At 71.4% G+C, this 23,281-nt stretch carries 16 protein-coding genes; 8 read left to right on the top strand and 8 right to left on the bottom strand.

All coding sequences use genetic code 11. The features are described from left to right. Nucleotides 1-470 precede the first annotated feature (470 nt). The 5 genes from ACFEMC_RS19780 to ACFEMC_RS19760 all read left to right on the top strand — a co-directional run bounded on the left by ACFEMC_RS19780 (nucleotide 471) and on the right by ACFEMC_RS19760 (nucleotide 8,053). Nucleotides 471-3,314: a cell wall-binding repeat-containing protein gene (locus ACFEMC_RS19780; protein ID WP_380171208.1), complete on the top strand. Its 2,844-nt coding sequence runs from the start codon at nucleotides 471-473 to the stop codon at nucleotides 3,312-3,314. A gap of 236 nt (nucleotides 3,315-3,550) precedes the next feature. Next, nucleotides 3,551-4,555 (top strand): glycosyltransferase, encoded by a 1,005-nt coding sequence (locus tag ACFEMC_RS19775; RefSeq protein ID WP_380171207.1) that lies wholly within the window; start codon nucleotides 3,551-3,553, stop codon nucleotides 4,553-4,555. A gap of 5 nt (nucleotides 4,556-4,560) precedes the next feature. After that, nucleotides 4,561-5,865: a hypothetical protein gene (locus tag ACFEMC_RS19770; RefSeq protein ID WP_380171206.1), complete on the top strand. Its 1,305-nt coding sequence runs from the start codon at nucleotides 4,561-4,563 to the stop codon at nucleotides 5,863-5,865. Between the two features lie 97 nt (nucleotides 5,866-5,962). Next, nucleotides 5,963-6,922 (top strand): cell wall-binding repeat-containing protein, encoded by a 960-nt coding sequence (locus tag ACFEMC_RS19765; RefSeq protein ID WP_380171205.1) that lies wholly within the window; start codon nucleotides 5,963-5,965, stop codon nucleotides 6,920-6,922. Between the two features lie 48 nt (nucleotides 6,923-6,970). Next, a complete protein-coding gene (locus tag ACFEMC_RS19760) occupies nucleotides 6,971-8,053 on the top strand; it encodes an ABC transporter substrate-binding protein (RefSeq protein ID WP_380171204.1) in 1,083 nt (360 codons plus the stop codon). 34 nt (nucleotides 8,054-8,087) lie between these two features. Here ACFEMC_RS19760 and ACFEMC_RS19755 read toward each other — a convergent pair whose 3' ends face one another. Together ACFEMC_RS19755 and ACFEMC_RS19750 are read right to left on the bottom strand one after the other, a co-directional pair. Beyond that, nucleotides 8,088-8,528, bottom strand: a complete 441-nt coding sequence (locus ACFEMC_RS19755) for a hypothetical protein (protein WP_380171203.1) — start codon at nucleotides 8,526-8,528, stop codon at nucleotides 8,088-8,090. Between the two features lie 203 nt (nucleotides 8,529-8,731). Further along, nucleotides 8,732-9,568, bottom strand: a complete 837-nt coding sequence (locus ACFEMC_RS19750; protein WP_380171202.1) for an alpha/beta fold hydrolase — start codon at nucleotides 9,566-9,568, stop codon at nucleotides 8,732-8,734. Nucleotides 9,569-9,685: 117 nt separating this feature from the next. On the opposite strand from ACFEMC_RS19750, the gene ACFEMC_RS19745 reads away from it, so the two are divergent. Continuing rightward, nucleotides 9,686-10,186: a VOC family protein gene (locus ACFEMC_RS19745; protein ID WP_380171201.1), complete on the top strand. Its 501-nt coding sequence runs from the start codon at nucleotides 9,686-9,688 to the stop codon at nucleotides 10,184-10,186. A 160-nt stretch (nucleotides 10,187-10,346) separates the two neighbouring features. Here ACFEMC_RS19745 and ACFEMC_RS19740 read toward each other — a convergent pair whose 3' ends face one another. The 4 genes from ACFEMC_RS19740 to ACFEMC_RS19725 form a co-directional block, all read right to left on the bottom strand. After that, on the bottom strand, nucleotides 10,347-11,381 hold the full coding sequence (locus ACFEMC_RS19740; protein ID WP_367637277.1) for a cell wall-binding repeat-containing protein: 1,035 nt from the start codon (nucleotides 11,379-11,381) through the stop codon (nucleotides 10,347-10,349). Nucleotides 11,382-11,443: 62 nt separating this feature from the next. Beyond that, nucleotides 11,444-12,370 carry a ferritin-like domain-containing protein gene (locus ACFEMC_RS19735; protein WP_380171200.1) on the bottom strand — a complete coding sequence of 309 codons (927 nt, stop codon included), beginning with the start codon at nucleotides 12,368-12,370 and terminating at the stop codon, nucleotides 11,444-11,446. Nucleotides 12,371-12,861: 491 nt separating this feature from the next. After that, complete coding sequence (locus ACFEMC_RS19730) at nucleotides 12,862-15,516, bottom strand: SpoIIE family protein phosphatase (RefSeq protein ID WP_380171199.1); 2,655 nt, start codon at nucleotides 15,514-15,516, stop codon at nucleotides 12,862-12,864. A gap of 170 nt (nucleotides 15,517-15,686) precedes the next feature. Next, entirely contained in the window at nucleotides 15,687-16,574 is an 888-nt protein-coding gene (locus ACFEMC_RS19725; protein ID WP_367637280.1) for a GTP-binding protein LepA, read from the bottom strand. A gap of 417 nt (nucleotides 16,575-16,991) precedes the next feature. Between ACFEMC_RS19725 and ACFEMC_RS19720 the strand changes: the two genes are divergently transcribed. After that, nucleotides 16,992-18,443 carry a molybdopterin-dependent oxidoreductase gene (locus ACFEMC_RS19720; protein WP_367637281.1) on the top strand — a complete coding sequence of 484 codons (1,452 nt, stop codon included), beginning with the start codon at nucleotides 16,992-16,994 and terminating at the stop codon, nucleotides 18,441-18,443. A 218-nt stretch (nucleotides 18,444-18,661) separates the two neighbouring features. Further along, a complete protein-coding gene (locus tag ACFEMC_RS19715; RefSeq protein ID WP_367637418.1) occupies nucleotides 18,662-19,366 on the top strand; it encodes a fasciclin domain-containing protein in 705 nt (234 codons plus the stop codon). A gap of 163 nt (nucleotides 19,367-19,529) precedes the next feature. Here ACFEMC_RS19715 and ACFEMC_RS19710 read toward each other — a convergent pair whose 3' ends face one another. Continuing rightward, the gene (locus tag ACFEMC_RS19710; protein WP_380171198.1) at nucleotides 19,530-21,122 is read right to left on the bottom strand and encodes a diguanylate cyclase; all 1,593 of its coding nucleotides are present in this window, start codon (nucleotides 21,120-21,122) and stop codon (nucleotides 19,530-19,532) included. Continuing rightward, nucleotides 21,119-23,173: a hypothetical protein gene (locus ACFEMC_RS19705; RefSeq protein ID WP_380171197.1), complete on the bottom strand. Its 2,055-nt coding sequence runs from the start codon at nucleotides 23,171-23,173 to the stop codon at nucleotides 21,119-21,121. Before ACFEMC_RS19705 ends, ACFEMC_RS19710 begins: the two co-directional genes overlap by 4 nt. Nucleotides 23,174-23,281: the final 108 nt, after the last annotated feature.

The following is a 23,281-nucleotide window of genomic DNA, read 5'->3' as shown; positions in this document are numbered from 1 at the left end:
GTGACACCCGGTCCCGTTGGGCCGGTTCACGAGGGAGCCAACCCAAGATCGCCGCCGTCACAGACTGCGACGACCACCCGTTGGAGTCAGCAGGAGCATGGTCCGAAGTGGGTCACCCACATGAGCCACAGAGCGTCATGGCTCGTGCGTGGGTGGTGACCCCATCCCGTGTGACTACTCCAGATGGGTTACCTGGGGCCGTCGAGACGGGTGAGGCTGCCCGTTACCAAACTGTAACCAATACCTGTGAGACGTAAAACCGCAGGTCACAGCCCGTGTGCGCCACCCGACACGCCGGTCCGCGCAGAGATCTTCCGTTACTCCCCGTGTTGCTGGTGTGACTCTCGTGTACGTTCAGATCTGTCACCGGGTCACTCCGCTGAGTAGCGGAGCGGCTGGTGTCGCAGGCCCGAAACCGGGCCGGCCCCTCACGGGGGGGAACATCACTTTCACATGCCTTGGAGGCAATCGTGACCGCAGCAACCTCCCGGTTGCGCCGGCGTGGTATCGGGGCCGGCGTCGCGGCTCTTGTTGGTCTGTCCGGCCTTGGCTTCGCCGCCATGCCGGCCCAGGCTGCAGCTGGTTTCGACCCCGCCGCTTCGCAGGTTTCCGGTGTTGACCGCTTCGACACCGCCGCTCGCATCGCCACCGCGGCGTTCCCCGGCGGCTCGCAGACCGTCGTCGTCGCCAACGGCGACCGCGCGATCGACGCTCAGGCCGGTGCTTACGCCGCTGGTCTGAACAACGCGCCGATCCTGCTCACGCAGAAGAGCAGCGTCCCGACCTACACGGTCAACGCCATCAAGACGCTCGGCGCCACCAAGGCCATCGTCCTGGGTGACTCCAACTCCGTCGACGCGACCGCTCTCGCGCAGATGACCGCCGCGGGCCTCCAGGTCCAGGTCGTCTCCGGTGCGGACCGCTTCGCCACCGCCGCCGCGATCTACAACCTCGGCAGCACGAAGTCGTCGACGGTGTTCCTCGCCCGCGCGGACCTCCTCGCCGGCCAGGTCTCCGCCGACGCTCTCGCGGCCTCCCCGCTGTCCTTCGACGGCACCCCGGTCCTGCTGACCAACGCTTCCTCGCTGCCGTCGGCCACCGCGAACGCCATCACCTCCGGTGGCGTCAAGAACGTGGTCGTCCTGGGCAACGCCATCACCGACTCGGTGAAGAACGCCGTCACCGCCCTCGGTGCGACGGTCACCACCATCGCCGGTGACGACCGCTCGCTGACCGCCCAGAAGATCGCCGAATACGGCGTTCAGCAGGGCAAGTACCAGAGCACGACGGCCACGATCGCTAACGGCGACAAGATCGACGCGCTGGCCGCGGGCCCGTGGGCTGCGTTGAACAAGGCGCCGATCCTCCTCACCCTGGGCACCAACTCGCTTGGTACCGGGACCACGAACTACCTCACGGCGAACGCGAGCACCCTGAACAAGGCAGTCGTGTTCGGGGACGCGAACAGTGTTCCGGCTGGTCTGACCACTGCCGCCAAGACGGCGGGTGGCGGCAACGTGACGTCGAACCAGACGATCACCGTTGCTCCGACGGGCAACACGAGCATCTCGTCGAAGTCGTACTCGGCCAGCGACAGCACGTCTTACGTTGAGTACACCGCCACGGTCCCGGCTGGTGTGTCTGCGGTTTCGATCCGTCTTGTCGACCCGAGCTTCCCGGTCGGTACGACTGGGGTGACCTTCCCGAAGCAGTCTGGCTTCAACCTGGCCGACTTCTCTACGGCCACCGATGACCTGGGCGCTACCCGCATCGTGTCTTACAACGGCATCGACGGGGTTCAGACCAGCCCGCTCAACAGCGTGCCTGTCGTCAACGGCAAGGTGACCTTCCGTGTCGGTGCAACCGGGGCCAACACGACGGGCACCGCAGTTCCGCTCGTTTACGCGGCGGCCAATTCCGCTGGAGCCCTTCAGGTCGACAGCACTGGCGCGCCCGTCTCCGCCTTCGGTCTTGGCGGCCAGGTGACGCTGGTTCCGGGTGAGGCGGCGGCTGCTGCTTCCTACACCGTGGCCGTGACTTCGGTGGGCAACGGCAGCTTCACCGGTAACACCGGTGGCGGGGCTGCTGCGCTGTTCAACTTCCAGTCGGGCGACACCTACACCGGTTCGACGTACTCGGACTTCGTTAACAAGCTCAGTGTGGGCGACACGGTGACGGTCTCCAACTACACCCAGGCAGCTGCTGCGGGTACGCGGAACGTGGCCTTCGCACTGACCGCTGACAAGGTGGCCGCTCCCACCGGCGTCAGCGCCGCGCTCCGGGACACCAACTTCGACAACGTGCCGGACAGCCTGCGTCTGTCCTACACGGCGGCGACTTCAGGCCTGCCCACGGCTGCTGTGTCCGGCTCTGCCGCGGCGCAGTACCGCGTGGCCACGGTGACCAACGGCACTCAGGGCACTTGGGGCAACTGGACCGACGCCACCCCGAGCTACTCCGGCACCGCGGGCACCATCGACATCACGCCCCCGGCTACCGGGACCTACGTCTACCAGGTTCGTACCCTGGGTACGGTCGGGGCCGTCTACAGCGACGCGTCGGCCTCGTCGGCCAGCCTCGCCGTGGGCAACGTCAGCGGGTCTCTCAGCGCGGCTCCGAGCGCTCCCGTGGCCGTCTCGAGCTCCTTCCAGGAAGGAAGCTCGGCCGACAACACCGTCAACAATGGTGACACCCTCACTTTCACGTTCAACGAGCCGCTGTCTGCGCCGGCCGCCAACGCGAGTGTCACCCTTACGGACGGCAACACGTCGAACACTGTTGGCTCGTTGACGAACGGCGTGAATGCAACGTTCACGCGGACCGGTACGAACAACAATGTTCTCTCCATCGCGGTGACGGGTGCCCCCGCTATCTCGGCTGCGGGTACTAATGCTGGAATCCAGTACCCGAACACCGTGAGCAACGTGTCGGGCGTGACTGACACGAACAGCACGCCGCAGGCATGGGCTCCTAGCTCGGCCGTCGGGGTTAACACGATTCCGTCGTCCTCGGCCGTCGTGCCTTCGGCGCTGGCCGCTGGCGGTATCACCGCGACCACGGCGACCAACATCGTCTCGGGCGCTGCAGGCAATGCGATCCCGGGGGCCACCGTTACCGTTGTTGTCGCAACGGGTACCGCTACCGGTGCGGGGTCGTCCGCTGGTAATGGCACCTACAGCGTCACGGCGGCGGCCGACGGTTCGTGGTCCGTGACGACCGCGGGGAACATCGTCACCGGTAACGCGCTGACGATCACGCAGCGGGTTCAGGGTATCGATGCATCGGCGGCGAGCGCGAAGAACGCCGTCTCCTGATCGCCTGACTGGACGCCGCGGTAGCTTGTGCTACCGCGGCGTTCTGTCGTTGTCGTGACGCGTCCTCTGAGGTCGTCGGTATCCAAGCCAGGTGTTCTTCGTTCGATGGGCTTCCCGGGCCATGCGTCCCCGTCAGTGGTAGCGGGGGCGCTTTTGTCCGTCTGTGAAGGCGCGGCGGGCGATGCTCTGGACCTAGGGTCTCGGGTCAGCTCGGGTAATTCCCTTACGCTCCTCCCATGCCCCACCCGCCCACCCCCGTTCCGCACGTCGCGGTGATCCTCCCGTGCCTGAACGAGGCGGCCGCGGTCGGCCACGTCATCGACGACGTGCTGGCGGCGCTGCCGGAGGCGACGGTCTACGTCTACGACAACCGCAGCACCGACGACACCGCCGAGGTGGCACGGGCGCACGGCGCGCTGGTCCGGTACGAGCCGCGGCCGGGCAAGGGCAACGTCATCCGCCGCGCCTTCGCCGACGTCGAGGCGGACGTCTACGTCCTGCTCGACGGGGACGACACGTACGACGCCTCCGTCGCGGGGGAGCTGGTTCAGAAGCTGATCACCGAGGGGCTGGACCACGTCGTCGGGGCCCGCCGGGCCAGCACGGTCACGGCGTACCGCCGCGGGCACGCGGCCGGCAACAAGATGCTCAACCAGGTCGTCTCCACGGTCTTCGGGGAGTCGGTCACGGACATGCTCAGCGGGTACCGCGTCATGTCGCGTCGCTTCGTGAAGTCCTTCCCCGCCATCTCCCGCGGCTTCGAGGTCGAGACCGAGCTCACGGTGCACGCCGTCAACCTGCGCGTCCCGCAGGCCGAGGTCCCGGTCGGCTTCAAGGACCGCGCGGAGGGGTCGGCCAGCAAGCTGCGCACCTACCGCGACGGGTGGGCGATCCTGCGCTGGATCGTCCGGCTCGCCCGGTACGAGCGGCCGACGCTCGTCCACTCCCTCCTCGGCGGGTTCATCGCGCTCGTCGCTGTCGTCCTGGGCATCCCGGTGGTCGTGGAGTTCGTGCAGACGGGCCTCGTCCCGCGCTTCCCGACGGCCATCCTCGCGTCGGCGCTCATGATGATCGCGGTCGTCGTCACGGCGGTCGGCGTCATCCTCGAGGCCGTCCGGCACGCCTCGGACGAGGCGTCGCGCCTCGTCTACCTCGAGTACCCCAGCCCGCTGACGCTGCTCGACGGCGTGCGTCCGGCCCCCGAGGTCGACGTCCGCCACGACCGCGCGGCCCGTCGGTGAACGGCGTGCTGAGGTTCGCCGCCAAGGCCGTCGCGGGTCTCGTCGCCCTGCAGGTCGTGTTCTTCGTCCTGCTCATGGGCGCGCAGGCCGTCCCGAACGAGCCGATCATCAAGCACCTCGCCCAGGCCATCCAGACCGGCGACTACGGCGCCCCCTACGGTCCGGACGGGGTGGGCGGCACCGCCGACCGCTTCACCGAGTGCGCCGAACTCGGGTACGGCGTCACGACGCCGGACGACCCGCGCAGCCTGTGGAACCTCACGACCGGCGGTCCGCGGCTGTCCTCCTGCGACGACGGCAAGGGGGAGATCCAGCGCCTCGCCGCGGGGGAGGACTTCCAGACGCCGGCCACCTACTTCCGCTACTGGTCCGGGTACTCGATCCTCACCCGCCCCGTGCTCGCCCTCACCGACGTCCCCGGCCTGCGCCTCGTCGTCACGGGGGTGTTCGCGGCCGCCGTGTTGGCGGCGTTCCTCGCGGTGACGCGCCGGCTCGGTGCGGTCGCGGGTTTTGCGCTGTTCCTGCCGATCGCCGCGACGACGAACGCCCTCGCCATGCCGGACAGGGCGTTCACCCACGGCATCGCCCTGGCGACGGTGGCGGCCGGGGTCGCGGTGACGGCGGTCGCCGCCTCGCGCGGGTGGCGGGCGGCGGTCCTCGGGGCGGGGTTCTCGGCGGCGCTGTTCTGCTACATGGACCTGCTCACCGTCCCGCCGATGGCGTGGGCGCTGTGTGCGGCGGTCGCCGCCGCCGTGGCGCACGCGACGGCCCGCGACGTGCGGGAGACCTGGCGGACCGTCCTCGCCGTCGGCGCCGCGTGGCCGGTCGCGTTCGGGTTCACGTGGGTGTTCCGCTGGTTCATCGGGGCGCTCGGGCAGGGGTTGTCGGTGTTCTCCCGCGTCCAGGAGGTCAGTCAGTTCCGCCTCGACGGCGGCGACGTCTCCCACGCGTTCGGCGCGGGCGTCACGGCGAACTGGACCTACTGGACCGAGCACTCCGTCACGGCGGTCCCCGTCGTGGTGGCCTCGACGGGGCTGCTCGCGGTCCTCGTCGCGTTGACGCTGGTGCGCCACGGGCTCCGCGGCCTTGCCATCTTCGCGGCGGTCGCCCTCCCGGCGCTCGTCGTCCCGGCCTGGTACTGCGTGCTGAGCAACCACTCCCAGATCCACGCGTTCTTCGTCTACCGCAGTCTGCCCGCGGCGGTGGGGGTGCTCCTGCTGGCCGGGGTCGTGGCGGCTCGACGGTCGACGGTGGGGCTCCGTCGCGACGACGAGGCGACTGCGGAAGGTCAGGTCTCGTCGCTCTCCTGAGAGACGACTGGGCCGGACAGGCGCTTCTCACTGTTCCGGCACAGCAGGTTCCGGGCTCGTGCCAGGCTGCGCGGACCGCCCGACCCGAGGAGAAGTAGTGCCGCACCGCCGCCGTCTGTTCACCGTGCTCGCCGCGTCCACCGTCCTGGCGCTGGCCGCCGCGCCCGCCGCCCAGGCCGCCGACAAGCGCCTCGCCGGCAACGACCGCTACGAGACGGCGGCCGCCGTCTCCCAGGCCTTCGAGGGGGCGCAGTACGCCCCCGTCTTCCTCGCGACCGGCGAGAACTTCCCCGACGCGCTCGCCGCGGCGGCCGCCGCCGGGGCCGACCAGAGCCGCGTGCTGCTCACCGGCCGGTACACGCTCCCGGCAGCCACGCTGGCCGAGCTCAAGGCCCGCGAGCCCCTCGGCGTCTACATCGTCGGCGGCACGTCGTCGGTCAGCGCCGAGGTCGAGACGTCGCTGGAGCGCCTCGGGTACTCGACCCTGCGGCTGTCCGGAGAGGACCGCTACGACACCTCGGCCGTCGTGGCGCAGATCCTCTTCGACGACCCCGACACCGTGTTCCTCGCCACCGGTGAGAACTACCCCGACGCGCTCTCGGGTGCGGCGGCGGCCGGCAGCATCGGCGCGCCCGTCCTGCTCGTGCGCCCCAACAGCCTGCCCGAGCCGATCCGCGCCGCGCTGACCGACGAGTTCCTGCCGCTGAAGCCGAGCCGCTTCATCGTCCTCGGTGACGAGAAGGCGGTCTCCGGCGCCGTGCTCGACCAGATCAAGACCCTCGGTTTCCAGGGCGCGACCTTCGAGCGTCTCGCCGGCGCCGACCGGTACGCCACGTCCGTCGCCGTGGGACGCCGGTTCTTCCCCACCAGCACCTCGGCCGTCCTCGCGGTCGGGGACAACTTCCCCGACGCCCTCGCCGCCGGGCCGTTCGCCGCGGAGACCGGAGCTCCGCTCCTGCTCACCCAGAAGACGACGACCCCGGCGGCGACGCAGGCGGAGCTCGACCGCCGCCAGCCGACCGACCGCGTCTACGTCGGGGCGGCCCAGCCCAGCTGACGGCAAGGGGTGGTCACGGTAGGCAAGGTGAGGCTAACCTGTGTCGGTGTGATCACCCCTCCGTCTCGTGGGCGCTCGGCCCTCACCCGCCGCACCGTCCTGTCCCTCGCTGCGGTGGCGTCCGCGTCCACCGCTCTCGCCGCCTGCGGTGCTGCGGAGTCGCAGTCGGGGGCGGAGGCGTCGGCGCCCGCCGGTTCCGGCGGGGCGACGGACGCCTTCCCCCTCACGGTGGCGCACCAGTTCGGCGAGACGGTCGTGCCCGCCGAACCCCGCCGCGTTGTCGTGGTGGGACTCACGGAGCAGGACGTCCTGCTCGAACTCGGGGTCGTCCCCGTCGCCACCACCGAGTGGTACGGGGAACGACCGCACGCCGTGTGGCCGTGGGCGGAACACCTGCTGGGCGGCGCGGAACCGGAGGTCCTCAGCCAGTCCGACGGCCTGCAGCTCGAACGCATCGCCGCCCTGGCCCCCGACCTCATCGTGGGTACGAACGCCGGGCTCGACCGGGAGCAGTACGACAAGCTCACGGCGATCGCGCCGACCGTCACGAGCATCGCGGGTTCGGAGAAGTACTTCTCGAACTGGGCCGACCAGACCCGGCAGGTGGCCCGCGCCGTCGGGAGGTCCGCCGCGGGGGACGCCCTGGTCGCGGAGGTCGAGGACGCCTACGCCCGCACGGCGGCCGCACACCCCGAGTTCGCGGGCAAGCAGGCGACGTTCTCGCAGGGCGAGCCCTACGAGGGTGTCCTGTACGTCTACCCGGACGGGGTGAACACCGACTTCCTCACGGAACTGGGGTTCCGGATGACCCCCGGTCTGGAGACGTGGGCGGCCGAGGCGGGACAGCAGGCGCAGATCTCCGCGGAACGCACCGACCTCCTCGATGCCGACGTCGTGGTGTTCGCGACCGAGGAGGAGGGAGCGGTGGACCGGCTCCTGGACTTCGGGACGCTGCGCTCCCTCGACGCCGTCCAGCAGGGTCGGGCGGTGTTCACCGATCCCGTCCTGGCCGGCGCCATCTACTTCCTCACGCCGCTCAGCACCACGTACGTGCTGGAGCACCTCACGCCTCTGCTCGCCGAGGCGGTGGCGGGCAGGTCGCCGCAGGAGATGGCGATCGCGACCGCCTGACGGTCCACGAGGTCCTGCCGGGGGAGGAGCCCTGTCATCGCGCGCGGTAGCTGCGCGGCTGGGTGAGGAATCCACGGGCCGGGGGTTCGTGGGGTTCCAGACGGAACCACCGAACACGGCCTCGGACGTCCATGACCCTGATCTGCCGACGACCGACCGCTCGCGCGTCGGTCAGGGTGAACCGTTCGAAGGACGGTTCTTCGAAGGGCGAGGACACGTCCCCGGTGGAGAAGACGACCACGTGCGTAGACGTCAGCACCAGCACGACGCGGACCGGGCGCCACGGCAGGGGCCGGCGCACGAGCGCCGAGAGCGGGGACTGCGTCACCCGCGCCTGGGAGACCCACGCGACAGGTTCGTGCAGAACGTTGTGGATCTCCCGCTTCAGCTGCTGGTACGGGTTGAGCGTGGTGAACAGCTCGCTGTCCAGGGCCAGGCCCCGCGCGAGCGGTCGACGGCGCTGTCTGCGCCACATCCAGACCTCGTTGCTGTAGGGAACGTCTTCGGCCCCGTCGACGAAGAACCACCGGCTTCCGCTGAGCGGACATCGGAACCGCTCGTGGGGCACCCCGATCGTTGCGATCGGCGTCCCGGGCCGTGCGTCATCAGCGGTGCCGGCACCGCACGGCAGTTCCTCGTCGCACGTCCGTGCGGTGACCGGCAGGAGATCAGTGGGGGTCAGGAGGCGAGGAACTCCAGCAGGACGCGGTTGAACTCCTCGGCGTGGCTGACGTTGAAACCGTGCGGGGCGCCGGCCACGACGTGCAGCCGGCTGCCCGGGACCGCGGCGTGGGTGAGGGCGCCGGAACCCTCGAGCGGGACGATCGCGTCGGAGTCGCCGTGGATGACCAGGGTCGGCACCGTGATCTTCGGCAGGTCCTCGCGGAAGTCGGTCGTGCCGAAGGACTCCATCGCTTTCAGCGCCGCCGTGTGGTCGGCCTGCTGCGTCAGGGCGATCGCGTCCTGGCGCTGGGCCTCGGTGACCTTCAGGTCGCCGTCGACGGAGAAGAAGCCCGTGACGAACCCGTCGTAGAAAGATGCCTCGTCGGCCTTGAGGCCGGCCTCCATCTCGTCGGCGAGCTCCTTGGTCAACGGTCCCTGCGGGTTGTCGTCGGTCTTGGCCATGTAGGGGGGCACCGCACCGGCGAAGACGACGCTGTGCAGGCGTTCGGTGCCGTGGTTGCTCACGTACCGCGCGACTTCACCGCCGCCCATCGAGAAGCCGACGAGGGTGACGTCGCGCAGGTCGAGCTGCTCCAGGAGGGCATGCAGGTCCTCGGCCAGGGTGTCGTAGTCGTAGCCGCTGCGGGTCTTGTCGCTGCGGCCGAAACCCCGGCGGTCGTAGGTGAGGACGCGGTACCCCGCGGCGGCCAGGGCCGGGACCTGCTCGGACCAGGACTCGCCGGACAGCGGCCAGCCGTGGATCAGCACGACGGGACGACCGTTGCCACCGGTGTCGTCGACGTGCAGGTTCGTGTCCTTGAACAGTCCGTGGTGCGCGGTGATGTCGGTCATGGGGTGTGTTCGGAGCCGACACCCCTGTGGTCTGGTCTGCACCAAGAGGCAACTGTCAGTGCGCAACCCATCACTCCGGGCCGTCGGTCGGCGCCGAGTCGTCAGCTGGAGTTCCGGGTGCGCCTCGGCGGTGCGCGCAGCATGCTCACCAGCATGACCAGCTCCACTGCCTCCGCGGCCGACCAGCCGGTGTCCCGGCCCACCGGGTTGCACCACGTCCGCCTGTCGGTCAGCGACATCGAACGGTCCCGGACTTTCTACAGCCACCTGCTGGGCGCTGATCCGGCCATCGACAACACGTCCGAACTGACTGACCCCACCGCCGTCGACGACCCGCAGCGCCTCTACGGCGGTGTCGTGTTCGAGGTCGGGGACCAGATCCTCGGCTTGCGCCCGGTTCCCGGTGCTGCCGGTGAGACCTTCACATCCAGCCGCGTTGGTCTGGACCACGTGAGCTTGGCGGTTTCCTCGCGCGCCGACCTGGAAGCGGCGGCCGCGCGCCTGTCCGCGGCAGGGGTGGAACACGGGGAGATCATCGAGCTGTCCGAGCAGAACATGCAGATCCTGTCGATCCAGGACCCGGACGACATCAACCTGGAACTGACCGCCCCGCTCTGACCGCCGGGTGTGGGGTGGCTCAGGCCGCGGAGCCGTCGCGACCAGCTCCACGCAGCCGTGCGGTGGCCCTGGAAACTTCAGGACCACCGCACGGCTGTGTCACTGCGTCGAACGTCCCGCGCGGGCTAGTGCCCTCGCGGGGAGTCGCTCCCTCGTACCGTCACTGCACGGCGGCGGTGGCGGCGTCGGCCGCGGCCTGCGGGACGGACGGGGTTCCACCGAAGATCCAGCCGGTGCCGCGGCCGGTGTAGCTGGCCTTGTGCGCGGACAGGTAGGCGGTGGTGGTGGCGCCCAGGGAGCCGTTGAAGTCGATGAACAGCAGCGGCACCCCCTGCGACCCGGCGACGGGTGCGGCCGACAGGGCGTCGGCCGCCGTGTTGTCGGCGCCGCCGACCAGGGCGACGGACTGGGTGTCGAAGTTCTGGCTGCTGGTGGCGTAGTCGGCGATCTTGGTGGCGGTGTCCTGACGGCTGGTGCCGCCCAGCCGCGACGTACCCTTGGCCTGCGCGTAGACGGCGTCCGAGACCGAGCTGGTGCTGCCCAGGACGACCCGGTCGGTGGTGCCGAGCTTGGTGAGCGCGTCGGACGTCGCGGTGGGCAGGGACCCGGCCTCGGTGAGCAGGATCGGGTAGTTCTTCGCCCAGGCGACGGGTCCGGCGGCCAGGGCGTCAGCGGTGGAGGTGCCCGAGGCGATGAAGACCTGCTCGGGCGCGTCCCCGGAGTCGTCGGCCTCGGCGACCAGGGCGGCGGTCTGGTAGCGGTCGGCGCCGGCGATGCGGGTGACGTCCTTGCCGGCGGCCTTCCAGGCGGCCTCCTGCGCGGACGAGACGCGGTTGGTGCCGCCGATGATCCACACGTTCTTCGCGCCCAGGCGGGCGATCTCTGCGGCGGTGACCGCCGGGACGGCGTTGGTGTCGGTGTAGAGGATGGGCGCCGACTTCAGACCCGCCAGGTAGGAGGCGGTGAGGCCGTCGACGGTGGCGTACCCGTTGACGATGACGACGTCGGTGGCCGACCCGTCGACGGGTTCGAGCAGCTTGGACGCGGCGACGGCGGTGGCGAACCGGTCCGAGCCGGAGATGCGGTCGTCGAACTTGAAACCGGTCGCGGCCTGGGCGGGGGCTGCCACGGCGGCAGCGCCGCCGAGGCCGACGAGCAGGGCCAGCCCGGCGGTGGCGAAGGTGTGCTTCTTCACGGTCGTGTGCTCCAAGGTGTGCGGAAGGTCGAGAGTGGGTGGATCAGCGACACGGGTGCCGGTCAGCTGGTGGCGATCTCGCCGTTGAGGCCGTTGGGGTAGAACCCGCCCTTGGTGACCCCGGTGCCCGGCGTCAGGTACACGATGTTCAGGACCTCCTGCGGGGTGCGGCTGAACGCGATGCTGTTGGCGTCCGTCGGGACGAGGTTGGCGCGGCCGCCGGAACCGACGGTGATGCCCTGGTCCTTGTCGGCGCCTGCCCCGTCGAGGGCGTCGCGGGCGTCGGAGATGAGGTTGGTGGGGGCGTCCAGGCCGTTCTCGTACAGCAGGGTGCGCACGATGCCGGAGTGGTAGGCCTCGACGGCGAGGATGCCGGCGGCGGCTTCGAGGTAGGCGGGGGTGGAGATGAGCGGGGCGGCGCCCTTGTAGGCGGTGACCCCGACGTCTTCGAAGAGGAAGGCGCCGAGCAGGAAGAACGCCTCGGAGGAGAAGGGGTCGAACGTTTCGCCCTGCTTGATGACGCCGGCGGCGACGGCGGCTCCGGTGAAGGACTCCTGCAGGTTGATGGCCGGGCGGGAGACGGCGGCCGAGCCGAGGGCGGTGCGCAGGAACTTCACGTGGGCGATCTCGTCGTTGGCGATCTCTTCGGCGTAGTAGCGCATCGCCTTGGACTTGAAGGGGACGCGGTGCCCGCCGGTGACCCCGCCCTGGGTGCCGGTGCCCGTGGCGAGGGCGTCGGCCAGGCCGTGGCCGTAGGCGGCGTAGCAGTAGAACTCGGCTTCGAGGTACTCCAGGTTCAAGGCGAAGTTGAGGACGCTGCCTTCGCTGGGGGTGGCCGCGGAGGCCGATTCGGCGGTGGCGGTTCCGACGAGTCCGGCGCCGACGGCGCCGGCGGACAGCAGGCCCATGCCGCGCAGGAAGTTCCTGCGGTCGGCGGGGGTCTCGGAACTGCGGTTGATCATGTCGACGAGGAGGGTCTTCTTGAACATGGCCAGCTTTCTGTCCGGGCACCGTGGCCGGCGCCGTCGCCACACCACCGGGGAGACCGGTGACGTCTTGCCTGCGGCCCGTCCTCGTGGTGGGAGACCGGCCGGCAGTGCTCGTTCGGATCCACCGGCGCCGTGGATGGCCTGCCCGGTCGGTCTGTCGATCACCATGCCCGATCGCACTCGACACCACCACCCCAAGTGACCGGGGAGTCGCGCGCCGTGTGTCGGGCGGGCGGGCTGGCGCGTCACGGAGCACCTGGGAATCCACCATGGCGGCAGGTCCGGGTGGATCCAGACCGAGCCCCTGCCCCCGGGGACGGGGCCGAGGCCCTGGTTCCACGAAGGGTGTGAGCACGTCCTCACGCCCCTCGAGCTGTGCTCCGGGCTCCGCCGCGTTCGGGTCGACGGACCCGACGATCAGCGGGACGGGCGGTCGAGCTCCACCGGGATGCCGGCCCAGACGCGGCGCCGGGTCTCGGCGGGACCCGGCGTCACACCTCCTCGGCCTCGCTGGTCAGCTCCAACCAGACGGTCTTGCCGACCGGGTCCTCCCGCACACCCCAGGCGCTCGTCAGGGCCTCGATCAGGGCCATGCCGCGTCCGCCCAGAGCATCGGGGTCGGCGGCGCTCAGCGCGGGCAGGGCCGAGTTGTCGTCGCTGACCTCCAGGCGCAGCGACGTGGCGGTGGCCGTCACCTGCAGCCGAGCCTGGCTGCGCCCGTGCAGGAAGGCGTTGGTGACGACCTCGCTGACCAGCAGTTGCAAGGTGTCGCAGATGTCTCCGCACGCGGGCAGGCGGCAGCAGAAGTCGTGGACGAAGGACCGCGCCCGGGCGACCGCGGCCGGGTCGGGGTCCAGCACGAGCTCGGTGCTGCGGGCGTCCAGCAAACCCACAGTCCCGGCCGGTCTCGTTTCGTCACCGTGCGGCTCAAGGCCGGGGGCCGACGGCTCAGGAACCAGGCCCGCGGCAGGGAACGCGGGTGGGTCCGCCGTGGGCTGCAGCGGGGGGATGTCGGTGTGCTGCGGGCCGGCTTCGGTGGGCCTGGGGCGGTCTTCGGGGTGCATCCGGATGGCCAGAACTGCGCAGTCGTCCTCGGGGTCGGGGCCGATCAACTCCCGCTGCAGGACGTCGAGCAGGTCGGTGACGGGGACGTCGGCGTGCTGGCTGAGCACCCGGCGCAGCTCGGCCAGGCCGTCGTCCAGGCTGCGGCCGCGGTGCTCGACGAGGCCGTCGGTGTAGAGCAGCAGCAGCGAGCCCGGCGGCAGGTCGTGGACGTGGTCGTGCCGTGGGTGGCCCGTGTTCAGCCCCAGCAGCAGGTCGTTGTCGGTCTGCAGGGCTTCGGTCCGTCCGTCCCGGTGCAGCAGGACGGGGCAGGGGTGGCCGGCGTTGGACCAGCGCAACCGCCGCCAGCCACGTCCACCGGCCGCCACGTCCTGATCGGGGTCCTGTTCGATGCGCGCCACGACGGCCGTGGCCAGCGCGTGCACACCCAACCGCTGGTTGGCCGGTTCGAGCCGGTCCAGGAGCGCGGCGGGGGATTCGTCGAAGGCGTCGACGAGGGTGCGCAGCACCGAACGCAGTTGCCCCATCTGGGCGGCGGCGGCCATGTCGTGGCCGGTGACGTCACCGATGACCAGGGTCGTCGCGCCGTCGGGCGACAGGACCGCGTCGTACCAGTCGCCGCCGACCTCCTCCCCGCGGGCGGCGGGGACGTAGCGGGCGCGGATCTCGAGGTGGTCGGGTTCGGGGAGCGCGGTGAGCATCGAGCGCTGCAGCTGTTCGGCGCCGGCGCGCCGCTGCGTGGCGTTCACCACCCGCGCCAGCGTCTGCGCGGTGTAGTCGGCCAGGGCCGTCCACAGCGCTTGGTCGGCCGGGTCGGAGGTGTCACGGGGGGTGGGCCAGACCAGCACCAGGGCCCCCAGCGTCCGCTGGCCGCGGTGTCGGGCGCCGGCCAGCAACGGGACGATCACCACCGCGCCGGGGAAGTCCCAGACACCCTGGGCGGCCAGCTGGGGATCGGTGGCGAGCACCGCGTCACGGTCGTCGCAGAAGAAGGAGACGCCGTCGGCGACGGCGCGGGCGGCGGGGGCGGTGGCCGTCCGCAGGTCGAACTGCGCCCAGGCCGGATCGGTGCCGGGTGGGAAGGTGGACATGTCCACGTACCGGGCCTGGCGCTGCTCGACCTCGTGGATGAGCAGACCGAAGTGGTCCACACCCAGCTGTCCGCGCAGCAGAGCGGTGAGGATGTCGGACACGTCGACGACGGTCTCCGCCTGCGACAGACCGCGGGACAAGCTCAACAGGAGCTGGCTGCGGGTGTGCACGGCGGTGGAGGCGGCCAGGGCGGTGGCCATCTGCCGTTCGGCGGCCACTGCGCGAGAGGTCAGCACGCGTGAGCGGAGTTCGGCGGCCGCAGCGGCGGCCAGGTCCTGCAGCAGTTCGCGGTCCCGCTCGCTCCAGCGCCGGGCGACGGTGTCCATCACGCACAGCACACCCCAGACGACCGGCTCGCCACCGCCGTCCGGGTGCTGGTCCTCCTCGGGGGTGCCGTACCCCGGTTCGGTGTCGGACCACAGGTTGTCCAGCGTCTGCAGCAGGCGGTCCTGCTCCCGCTCCCGGCCCACGCTGACGTCGTCGGTTGCGACGGTGTCCGCCTCCGCGGTGGTTCCCGCGTCCGTGGGCCCTGCGCCGGAGCGCCCGGAACTCGCAGTGCCGGGACCTGGGGAAGCGCCGGGCGGGGGGCGCGGCGAGGTCCGCCCGCCCGGGGTGTCGGCCTCGTCCGTCGTGAAGAGACGGGTGAAGTCGCTGGAGAACCTCAGCGGGGCCGCGATCCAGGCACCGACCCCGAAGTGGCCGACCGCCTCGCGGTAGTCCTGCGCGTGGGGGTCGGTGCGGACGTCGTCCACGACCACCAGCTCGGCCGAGGCGGCGGCGTGACGGCACAGGGAGTGGGCCCAGGCCATCACCCGCTCCTGCTGCCACGGCGCGGGCATCCCCGACGCTCCCGGCAGGACGATCTCCCGGTCGCTGCTCAGCAGTGACAGCACCGCCATGGGAGACCGCAAGGTGCTCGCGGCCAGGGAGGCGAAGCGGTCCAGCACCGCGTCCGGTTCGGGCGGCAGCATCACCGCCGCCGGCCACTTCACGACCTCACCACCCGCGCGGGCAGGTCGGACCGCAGGGAGTGGAGAGCGCTCACAACCAGTCATGATGCAGCACCGGACGCGCCGCGTGCCCTGCTGCGCGTTCACACCACGGATCGCCCGGAGGGTGCGGTGCAGCGTTCTGCCGTCCGCGGGCGGTGGGGATCCGCGACTCACGCGGCCATTGGGCCTCCGTCGGCGCCGAGCCGGGAGCGGTACATCTGCGCGGCCTCGCGGAACGCGGCGAGGGCGTAGCCCGGCACCTGCAGGCCCTGGCGGTGCGCCCAGAGCAGTTGGGTCTCCAGGCGGGAGATGTCGCGCACGTTGCGTTCCAGCTGCTGGTCCAGGCCGAGTTCGACGACGACCCCGCCGAAGTCGGTGCGTTGCTCGCGGGTGCCTGCGCCCACCAGGCCGTAGCGGCGCGATCGCAGCAAGCGGGCCAGGTGCAGCTGCCAGCCGGCGATGGCGCCCGACTGGACCATCTCCGTCGCCGAGAGGCGGTAGAAGGCGAAGTGGCCTGGTTCCTGGACCTTGATGGCGTCGACGACCGTCTCCTTGATCGGGTCCTCACCCATCTGGGCCAGGCCGTCGCTCATGGCCTGGTAGGCCAGCATCGCGGACTTCTCGGTGGCCGCACCGGTCAGGTAGTAGAGCAGTCGGATGACCTCGTGGACCACCGGGAGGTGGGCCAGAGCCCCCAGGACGCGCACCCGGGCCGGGACCTCGCCGGTGTTGGCGGTGACAGGCGGCAGGCCCAGGTGCTGGCCCAGCGTGTCCAGCAGGATGCCGTGGTGCTCCTCCTGGGGGCCCCACACGTCGGCGTAGAACGTGCGGTCGGTCTGGCTCACGCCGGGCAGCAGGACGGCCAGTTCCAGGACGTTGCGTTCGACCTCCATCTCCACGCGGGCCATGTAGTCCATGACGTGACCGAACCGGGCCCGGACCGCGCGGCGGTCGTGGACGGTGTAGTCGGCGCTGGCCAGGTCCACCGGTGGGTGCTGCTGGGCCAGGCGGTGGACGTGGTCGCGGATCCTGGTGGCATCCACCTGCGGCTGGGACATCGGAAGTCTTCCTGAGCGTCTGGAGATGCAGACCCGCTGTCGCGAGTGCTGCGGCGGTGGTCCCGCCTCCCTCCTTCGTCACCGATCGCGTTGGGGTTGGGTGCGATGGCGTGCCGTCCGCCGTCCGGCGCAGCCACGGATCGTTCCCGGTCGGCGGGGGACCAGCGCAGGAGCGACCGCGGAGCGGGCCTCTGAGGCTCCGTGAGGGGATCGACCTCATCTGCGGGGGTGGTGGCTCCGAATGAGGGAGGTGAGGTCGACGGCACGTCGTGGGCCGTGGATCGAGGGGAGATGCTGATGCACCGTCGCAGCTCGAGGGACGCCGAGGAGCGGGGCGATCGGTCGGGCCGACGCCCACCGGGGCGTTGGTGGACGGCGGTGGGGGCCGGGTTGCTCTCCGGCGGATTGACGTTGGGCGTGGGAACGCTGCTGGCCTCCTTCATCACCCGATCGGCCGACCCGGTGCTCGGGGTCGGGCAGGAGTTCATCGCCCGTACCCCGGAGTGGCTGAAGGAGTGGGCGATCCGGCAGTTCGGCCAGTCCGACAAGGCGGTGCTGCTGGGCAGCCTGTACGCCACCCTGGTGCTGTTGTTCGTCCTCGTCGGGCTGGTGGCCAGGCGGTCGCTGCGGGTCGGGTTGCTCGCCGTCGCGGTCCTGGGGGCGGCGGCCGTCGGCGCGACGGCGAACCGTCCCGACGCCACCGCGCTGAGCTGGCTGCCGTCCACGGTGGGCACCCTGGCCGGGGCCGGCGCGCTGGTCGTGCTGACCCGGGCGGTGCGAGGTCGAACCCCGCGGGCCGGTGGACTCCTCTCGCGCCGCTCGGTGCTGTTCGGCACGGTCGCCGGGGCCGCCGTGGTCAGCGCCGGGGGCGGAACGGTGGTGAACCGCTCGAACTCCGTCGCCGCGTCGCGCGCCGACATCCGGCTGCCCGCGCCGGCGTCCGCGGCGTCGGCTCTCCCGCCGGGCGTGGACTCGATCGACGGCATCACCCCGTACGTGACCAGCGCCAAGGACTTCTACCGGGTCGACACCGCCCTGTCGGTGCCGCAGGTCGACGTGTCGTCCTGGTCGCTGCGCATCCACGGCATGGTCGACCGGGAGGTCACCGTCAGTTTCGCGGACCTGCTGCAGGAAGACCTGCACGAACGGTGGATGACGATGACCTGCGTCTCCAACGAGGTCGGCGGGAACCTGGTGGGCAACGCGCGGTGGCTGGGAGTGCCGCTGACCACGCTGCTGGACCGGGCCGGCCTGTCGCAGGAGGCGGACATGCTGTTCTCCACCTCCACCGACGGTTTCACCATCTCCACCCCGATCGCCGACGCCACCGACGGCCGTGACTCGATGATCGCCATCGGGATGAACGGTGAACCCCTCACTGACGTGCACGGGTTCCCGGCCCGGATGATCGTGCCCGGCTTGTACGGGTTCGTCTCGGCCTGCAAGTGGATCACCGACATCGAGGTGACCCGGTTCGACGCGAAGACCGCGTACTGGACCGACCGCGGCTGGGCGCAGCAGGCGCCGATCAAGACGGCCGTCCGCGTCGACGTCCCCGCCTCCTTCGCCAAGGTCGCCTCCGGGCAGACCGTGCCGATCGCCGGGGTGGCCTGGGCCCAGACCCGCGGGATCAGCAAGGTCGAGGTGCGCATCGACGAGGAGGACTGGGTCGAGGCCACCCTGGTGCCCACGGTGAACGAGAGCACGTGGGTGCAGTGGACCTACGCCTGGGACGGTGCCACCCCGGGGAACCACACCGTGCGCGCCCGGGCGACCGACGGTTCCGGACGGCTCCAGACGCAGGACGTCGTCAAACCCATCCCGGACGGCTCCTCGGGCTGGCCCAGCAAGTTCTTCACCGTCGCCTGACCCCGCCGCGAGCCGGTCCGAGAGGGGCGGGCCGGTCCCGCCGGACCACGACGGACCACCTGGATCCGGTTCAGACCAAACCATCGCCCGAGCAGCACCGAAGTAGAGGTGATGAAGGCGCATCGGCCACCAGCGAGCACGAGCTCGCGAGGGTGGCGGGGCGCCGGGCCCGGGCGAACGTCGCCCGGGCACACAGCGAGGAGTGAGCCACGATGATGATGACTTCCACCGGCAAGCGCACGTTCTCCGCTCTGGCACTGGTCGGTGCCCTGGGACTGGGAGTCTCGGCCTGCGGCGGTTCCGACGACACGGCCGGCAGCGCCCCGAGCGATTCCATGTCCAGTTCGTCCAGCTCGAGCTCGACCACGTCGTCCAGCCCCAGCGACACCATGACCTCCGACTCCTCGATGGGTGACACCACGCCGGTTGGGTCGGGCTGCGCGGACTACGCGGCCCAGGTGCCCAGCGGTGCCGGGTCCGTGGAGGGCATGGCCCAGGACAACGTCACCACCGCCGCCTCCAACAACCCGCTGCTGACGACGCTGACCGCGGCGGTCTCGGGCAAGCTGAACCCGCAGGTGAACCTCGTCGACACCCTCAACGGTGGACAGTTCACGGTCTTCGCCCCCGTCGACTCCGCGTTCCAGGCGCTGCCGGCGCAGACGGTGGATTCCCTGAAGACCGCCGACGGTGCGAAGACGCTGACCAGTGTGCTGACCTACCACGTGGTCCAGGGACGCATGACCCCGCAGCAGCTCATCGACGCCGGCACCGTCCCCACCGTGCAGGGGGGCACGGTCAAGGTCGGCGGAACCCCCGACGCCATGACGGTCAACGACTCGACCAAGGTCATCTGCGGCAACGTGCAGACCGCCAACGCCACGGTCTACCTCGTCGACTCGGTGCTCATGCCCCCCATGTGACACCTCGCGGCTGCCCCCAGGGGCGCTCCGTGGACTGCGCCGGCACCTCTCGAGGTGCCGGCGCAGTTCTGCACCCCCTGCCTCCACCGCCTGTCGGGGCGGTGGTCGTGCGGGTGGGACGCGACCAGTTCGCGGCAGGCGTGCGGGGCGTCGGCCGGACCGACTACGTGGTGACCCGGAGGTCCGGTTCCTCGCGGTGCCGGGCGACGACCACCCGGTCCCGACCTGCGCGCTTCGCGTCGTACAACGCGGTGTCGGCGGCGTGCAGGAGCTCCCGTGCGCTCACACCGTCGCCAGGTAGCGACGAAACCCCGACGCTGACGGTCAGCGGCCCGGGCACGTCGAGGCTGCGCACCCTGCGGCACAAGGCCTCCGCGGTGACCGTTCCGTCGACGCCGTCGGGCAGGACGACGCAGAACTCCTCCCCGCCGTAGCGGGCGGCGAACGCACCGGCAGGGATGTCCGTCCGCAGCAGCCCGCCTACTGCGCGGAGCGCGTCGTCCCCGGCCTCGTGGCCGTGGGTGTCGTTGAGACGCTTGAAGTGGTCGAGGTCGAGCAGCAGGACAGACAGCGTCTTCCCGGCGTTCCGCGCGTCGTCGACGGCGGCCGCGATGGCCTGGTCGAGGGCGCGGCGGTTCCCCACACCCGTCAGGCCGTCGGTCGCCGCCGCCGTGCGCAACCGGTCCACGAGTTCGGTGCGGGCCACGGTGGACGCGGCCTGCACGGTGGCCTGCTCCGCGGTCGTCACCAGCCGTTGCGGAACCCCACCCGGTCGGAGGCGGTGACGGCCGCCGGGTTCCTCCAGCACCAGTACCACCGTCGAGGACCCGGGGACGTTCGCGCGGACGAGGACGACCCGACCCGCACCCGGCAGCACGTCGGCCAGGACGGGGTCGTCGTCGGCGCTGCGCAGCACGGGGACCCGGGACGTCAGGGCGTCGGCCAGGGCGCCGCCGGTGGGGACGGGGCCGGACCAGCGGACCTCCCGCACGCCGTCGGGTTGGGCCACGACGCAGGTCGCCCGGACCGTGGGCGTCTCCTCACCGGCTCCGTCCCTGTGCACCAGCAGGACCGCGGCACGGCGCGCCAGCAGTTCGTCCCGGCCCAGCACGGCCAACAGCGAACCCACCTCCGTCCCCGTCGTGCAGCGTTCGGCGTCCAGTCCGAACCGTCGCAGCAGGTCGCTGTCGTAACGGCGCCGGCGCAGCTCCCGCTCGTTCGCGGCCGCGAAGGCCGCCACGGTGACCACGAGCACCCACAGCGACAGCAGGTGCCAGCGCAGGTGGCCGGGGCCGGCGGCCGGGGAGGTGTCGGGCAGGATCCCCACCTGCTCGAACTCGAAGACCAGCACCAGCACGATCGAGTGCCACAACGTCACCTTGACGCCCGTGCGGAACGAGGCGAGCAGCGTCAGGGCCAGGACGTAGACGACCGCGATCCGCGGGACGGGACCCAGCAAACCGTGCAGGCAGTGCAGGACCCAGCCGAGGTAGGCGCCGTCGACGAGGAGCCCGAAACCCAGGACGGTGATGGAGGCGCGTCGCGGGAGGCGCTTCCAGGACGTCGCGGCGGCCACGAGCGCCGTGGCGACGGCGGGCTGCACGACCTCGGCCCAGGTCGCGGTGCGCTCCGAGGGCAGCAGCCAGTAGGCGCCGACGGGCATCGCGATCACGAGAAGGCGGACGAGCAGGACCCACGCCATGCGTTCGGAGAAGCTCACCAGGGACGTCGGTCTGGTGCGGGGTGACCTGCTCATCGGTGGTCCTCGTGGTTCGTGGGTGGTTCGTACGGCAGGTCCGGCAGCGGGACCAGTGGAGCTGCCGCGAGCTTGGGGTCGCTGCGGTCCAGGCGGTCCTGCACCAGCAGGAACGCGGCGACGACGATCAGCACGCCGACGGACACCTGGCGCTGGGCGACGAGGGCCATCGCCACCTGCTGCACCCCGGCCGCCACGGCGTCCAGGACCACCGCCGGCCCGACGTTCCGCCGCACCGACGACCCGGAGCCGGGTTCACGGGGCACCGGAAGCGCTGCCGCACCGGAGGTCGGTTGCGTGGGTGGCGCCGTCGTGCTCTCCGGCCCGGCCACGGCGTGGGCCGTCGTGGGGGATGCCGGCGGCGGGGTCGTGCGCGTCGAAGGGGCCGGGGACGACGGGGGCTCGACCGCCGGGAGGTCCGTGGTCGCGGTGCCACGCAGCGACGGGCGTGGCGTCGTGGGGGCCGGTGTCGTGGTCCTCGGCGCGGAGGCCGTGCTGGGCGTGGCGGTCGTGCTGGGCGCCGGCGGGAGGGGTTCCACGGTCGCCGTGGCGGAGGGGGCGACGGCGGTCGGCGTGGCGGTGGGCGTGGTGGTGGGCGTGGTGGTGGGCGACAGCGTCGTGGGCGGCGTGGGTCCGTCGGTCGACGGGGTCGCGGACGGGGTCTCGGACGGGACCGGCGGAAGGGTCGCCGTCGGCGGAGGTGTCGGCACCGGGGTCGGGGACGCGACGACCGGAGTCGTCGCGGTCGCAGTCGCGGTGGCCGTGGCGGTGGTGGCGGTGGTCGTGGGGATCGCGGTGGCGGTGGTGGGAGTCGCGGTGACGCTGGAGCTGGTGGTGGACGTCGTCGGCGCCGGGGGTGGGGGCGGCGGTGCCACCGGATCCACCTGGAACGTGACGGTGCACGAGTCGGTCGCGTACCGGTTGGACACCGTCAGGTCGAACGTGGAGGAACCGGCCGTGACGGGAGTCCCGCTGAGCAGTCCGTCGCTGCTCAGCGACAACCCGGCGGGCAGCACGGAACCGGCGGCCAGGGCGACCGTCGGTGCCGGCCAGCCGGACGTCCCGAACCGGTGGGAGTAGGCCGAGCCCTCGGTGGCGACGGGAACCGGGCCGGGCACGCAGCGGGCTGCGGACCCTTCGGCGATGGCGGCGATCCGCGGGGTGGAGCCGCCGCCCACGACGTCGACGAGACCACCCGACCCGGTCGAGACCGTCGTGACGTCGAACGAGGCGGCGTCAGCCGTCCCGGTGCCGGTGGTCAGGGCGAGGACGTCGACGCGGCCCGCGCGCCAGCGGACGAGGCCGCTGCCGTAGGCGAACGTCGTCAGGACGTCGCCGGTGGTGGTGACGGCGATGCTCGTGGGGAACCCGCTGAGCCCGCCGGAGCCGCTGAGCTCCGGGACCCGGACCAGCGCGCCCGTCGACCGGTCCAGCCGCTTCACGTCGCCCGCGCGGTAGTCGGCCACCCACACCGTCCCGTCCGGACCCACGGCGACGTCGCGCAGTTCCTGGACGTTGGTCGGCGAGAAGACGTCGAGCGTGCCGTCGGCGCGCACGTGGGTGAGGGCGCCCATCGAGGCGAGCCAGACGGTGTGGTCGGTGTCGACGGCGAGGCCGTACGGCGACCCGAGCCCGGAACCCGTCGCGGGCGCGCCCTGGACGGGGGCGGTGTTGCCCGTACCGGCGACGACGCTCAGCGTTCCGCCGCGGACGGCGAGGAGGTATCCGCCCCCGTCGGCGACGTAGGTCGTCGCCCCGTCCACGGCCACGTCGTTGGGCTGCACGAAGGTCGAGGCCGTCGCGGGACCGGGGGTGGGTCGCCCTGAGGCGCCGGGGATTCCCGCGAGGACCGCCGTCGTGCCGTCCGCGGCCCGTCGCCAGACGGCGCGCTGGGACGAGCTGACCCAGGTGAGTGCACCGTCGACGACCGTGGCGTTGCTGGGGCTCGTCACCGGGGTTCCGGAGGACCCGCCCGCCAGGACGGTCGCGGCGTACCCGACGGGGCCGGCGGCCTGCGCGGGGGCGACGGCGGTCGCGGCGGCGACGGTCAACAGGAGGACGGCAGCAGCGCGGCGAGCGGTGCGACGAGCCCTCCTGGTGCGGAACACGGTGGTTCATCGACGCGCCCCCGTTGCGTCTTCAACTTCATCGCCCGAACG

Source organism: Kineococcus sp. DHX-1 (genome assembly GCF_042473625.1).
Lineage (GTDB): Bacteria > Actinomycetota > Actinomycetes > Actinomycetales > Kineococcaceae > Kineococcus.
This window is presented reverse-complemented; position numbering and strand designations above follow the sequence as displayed.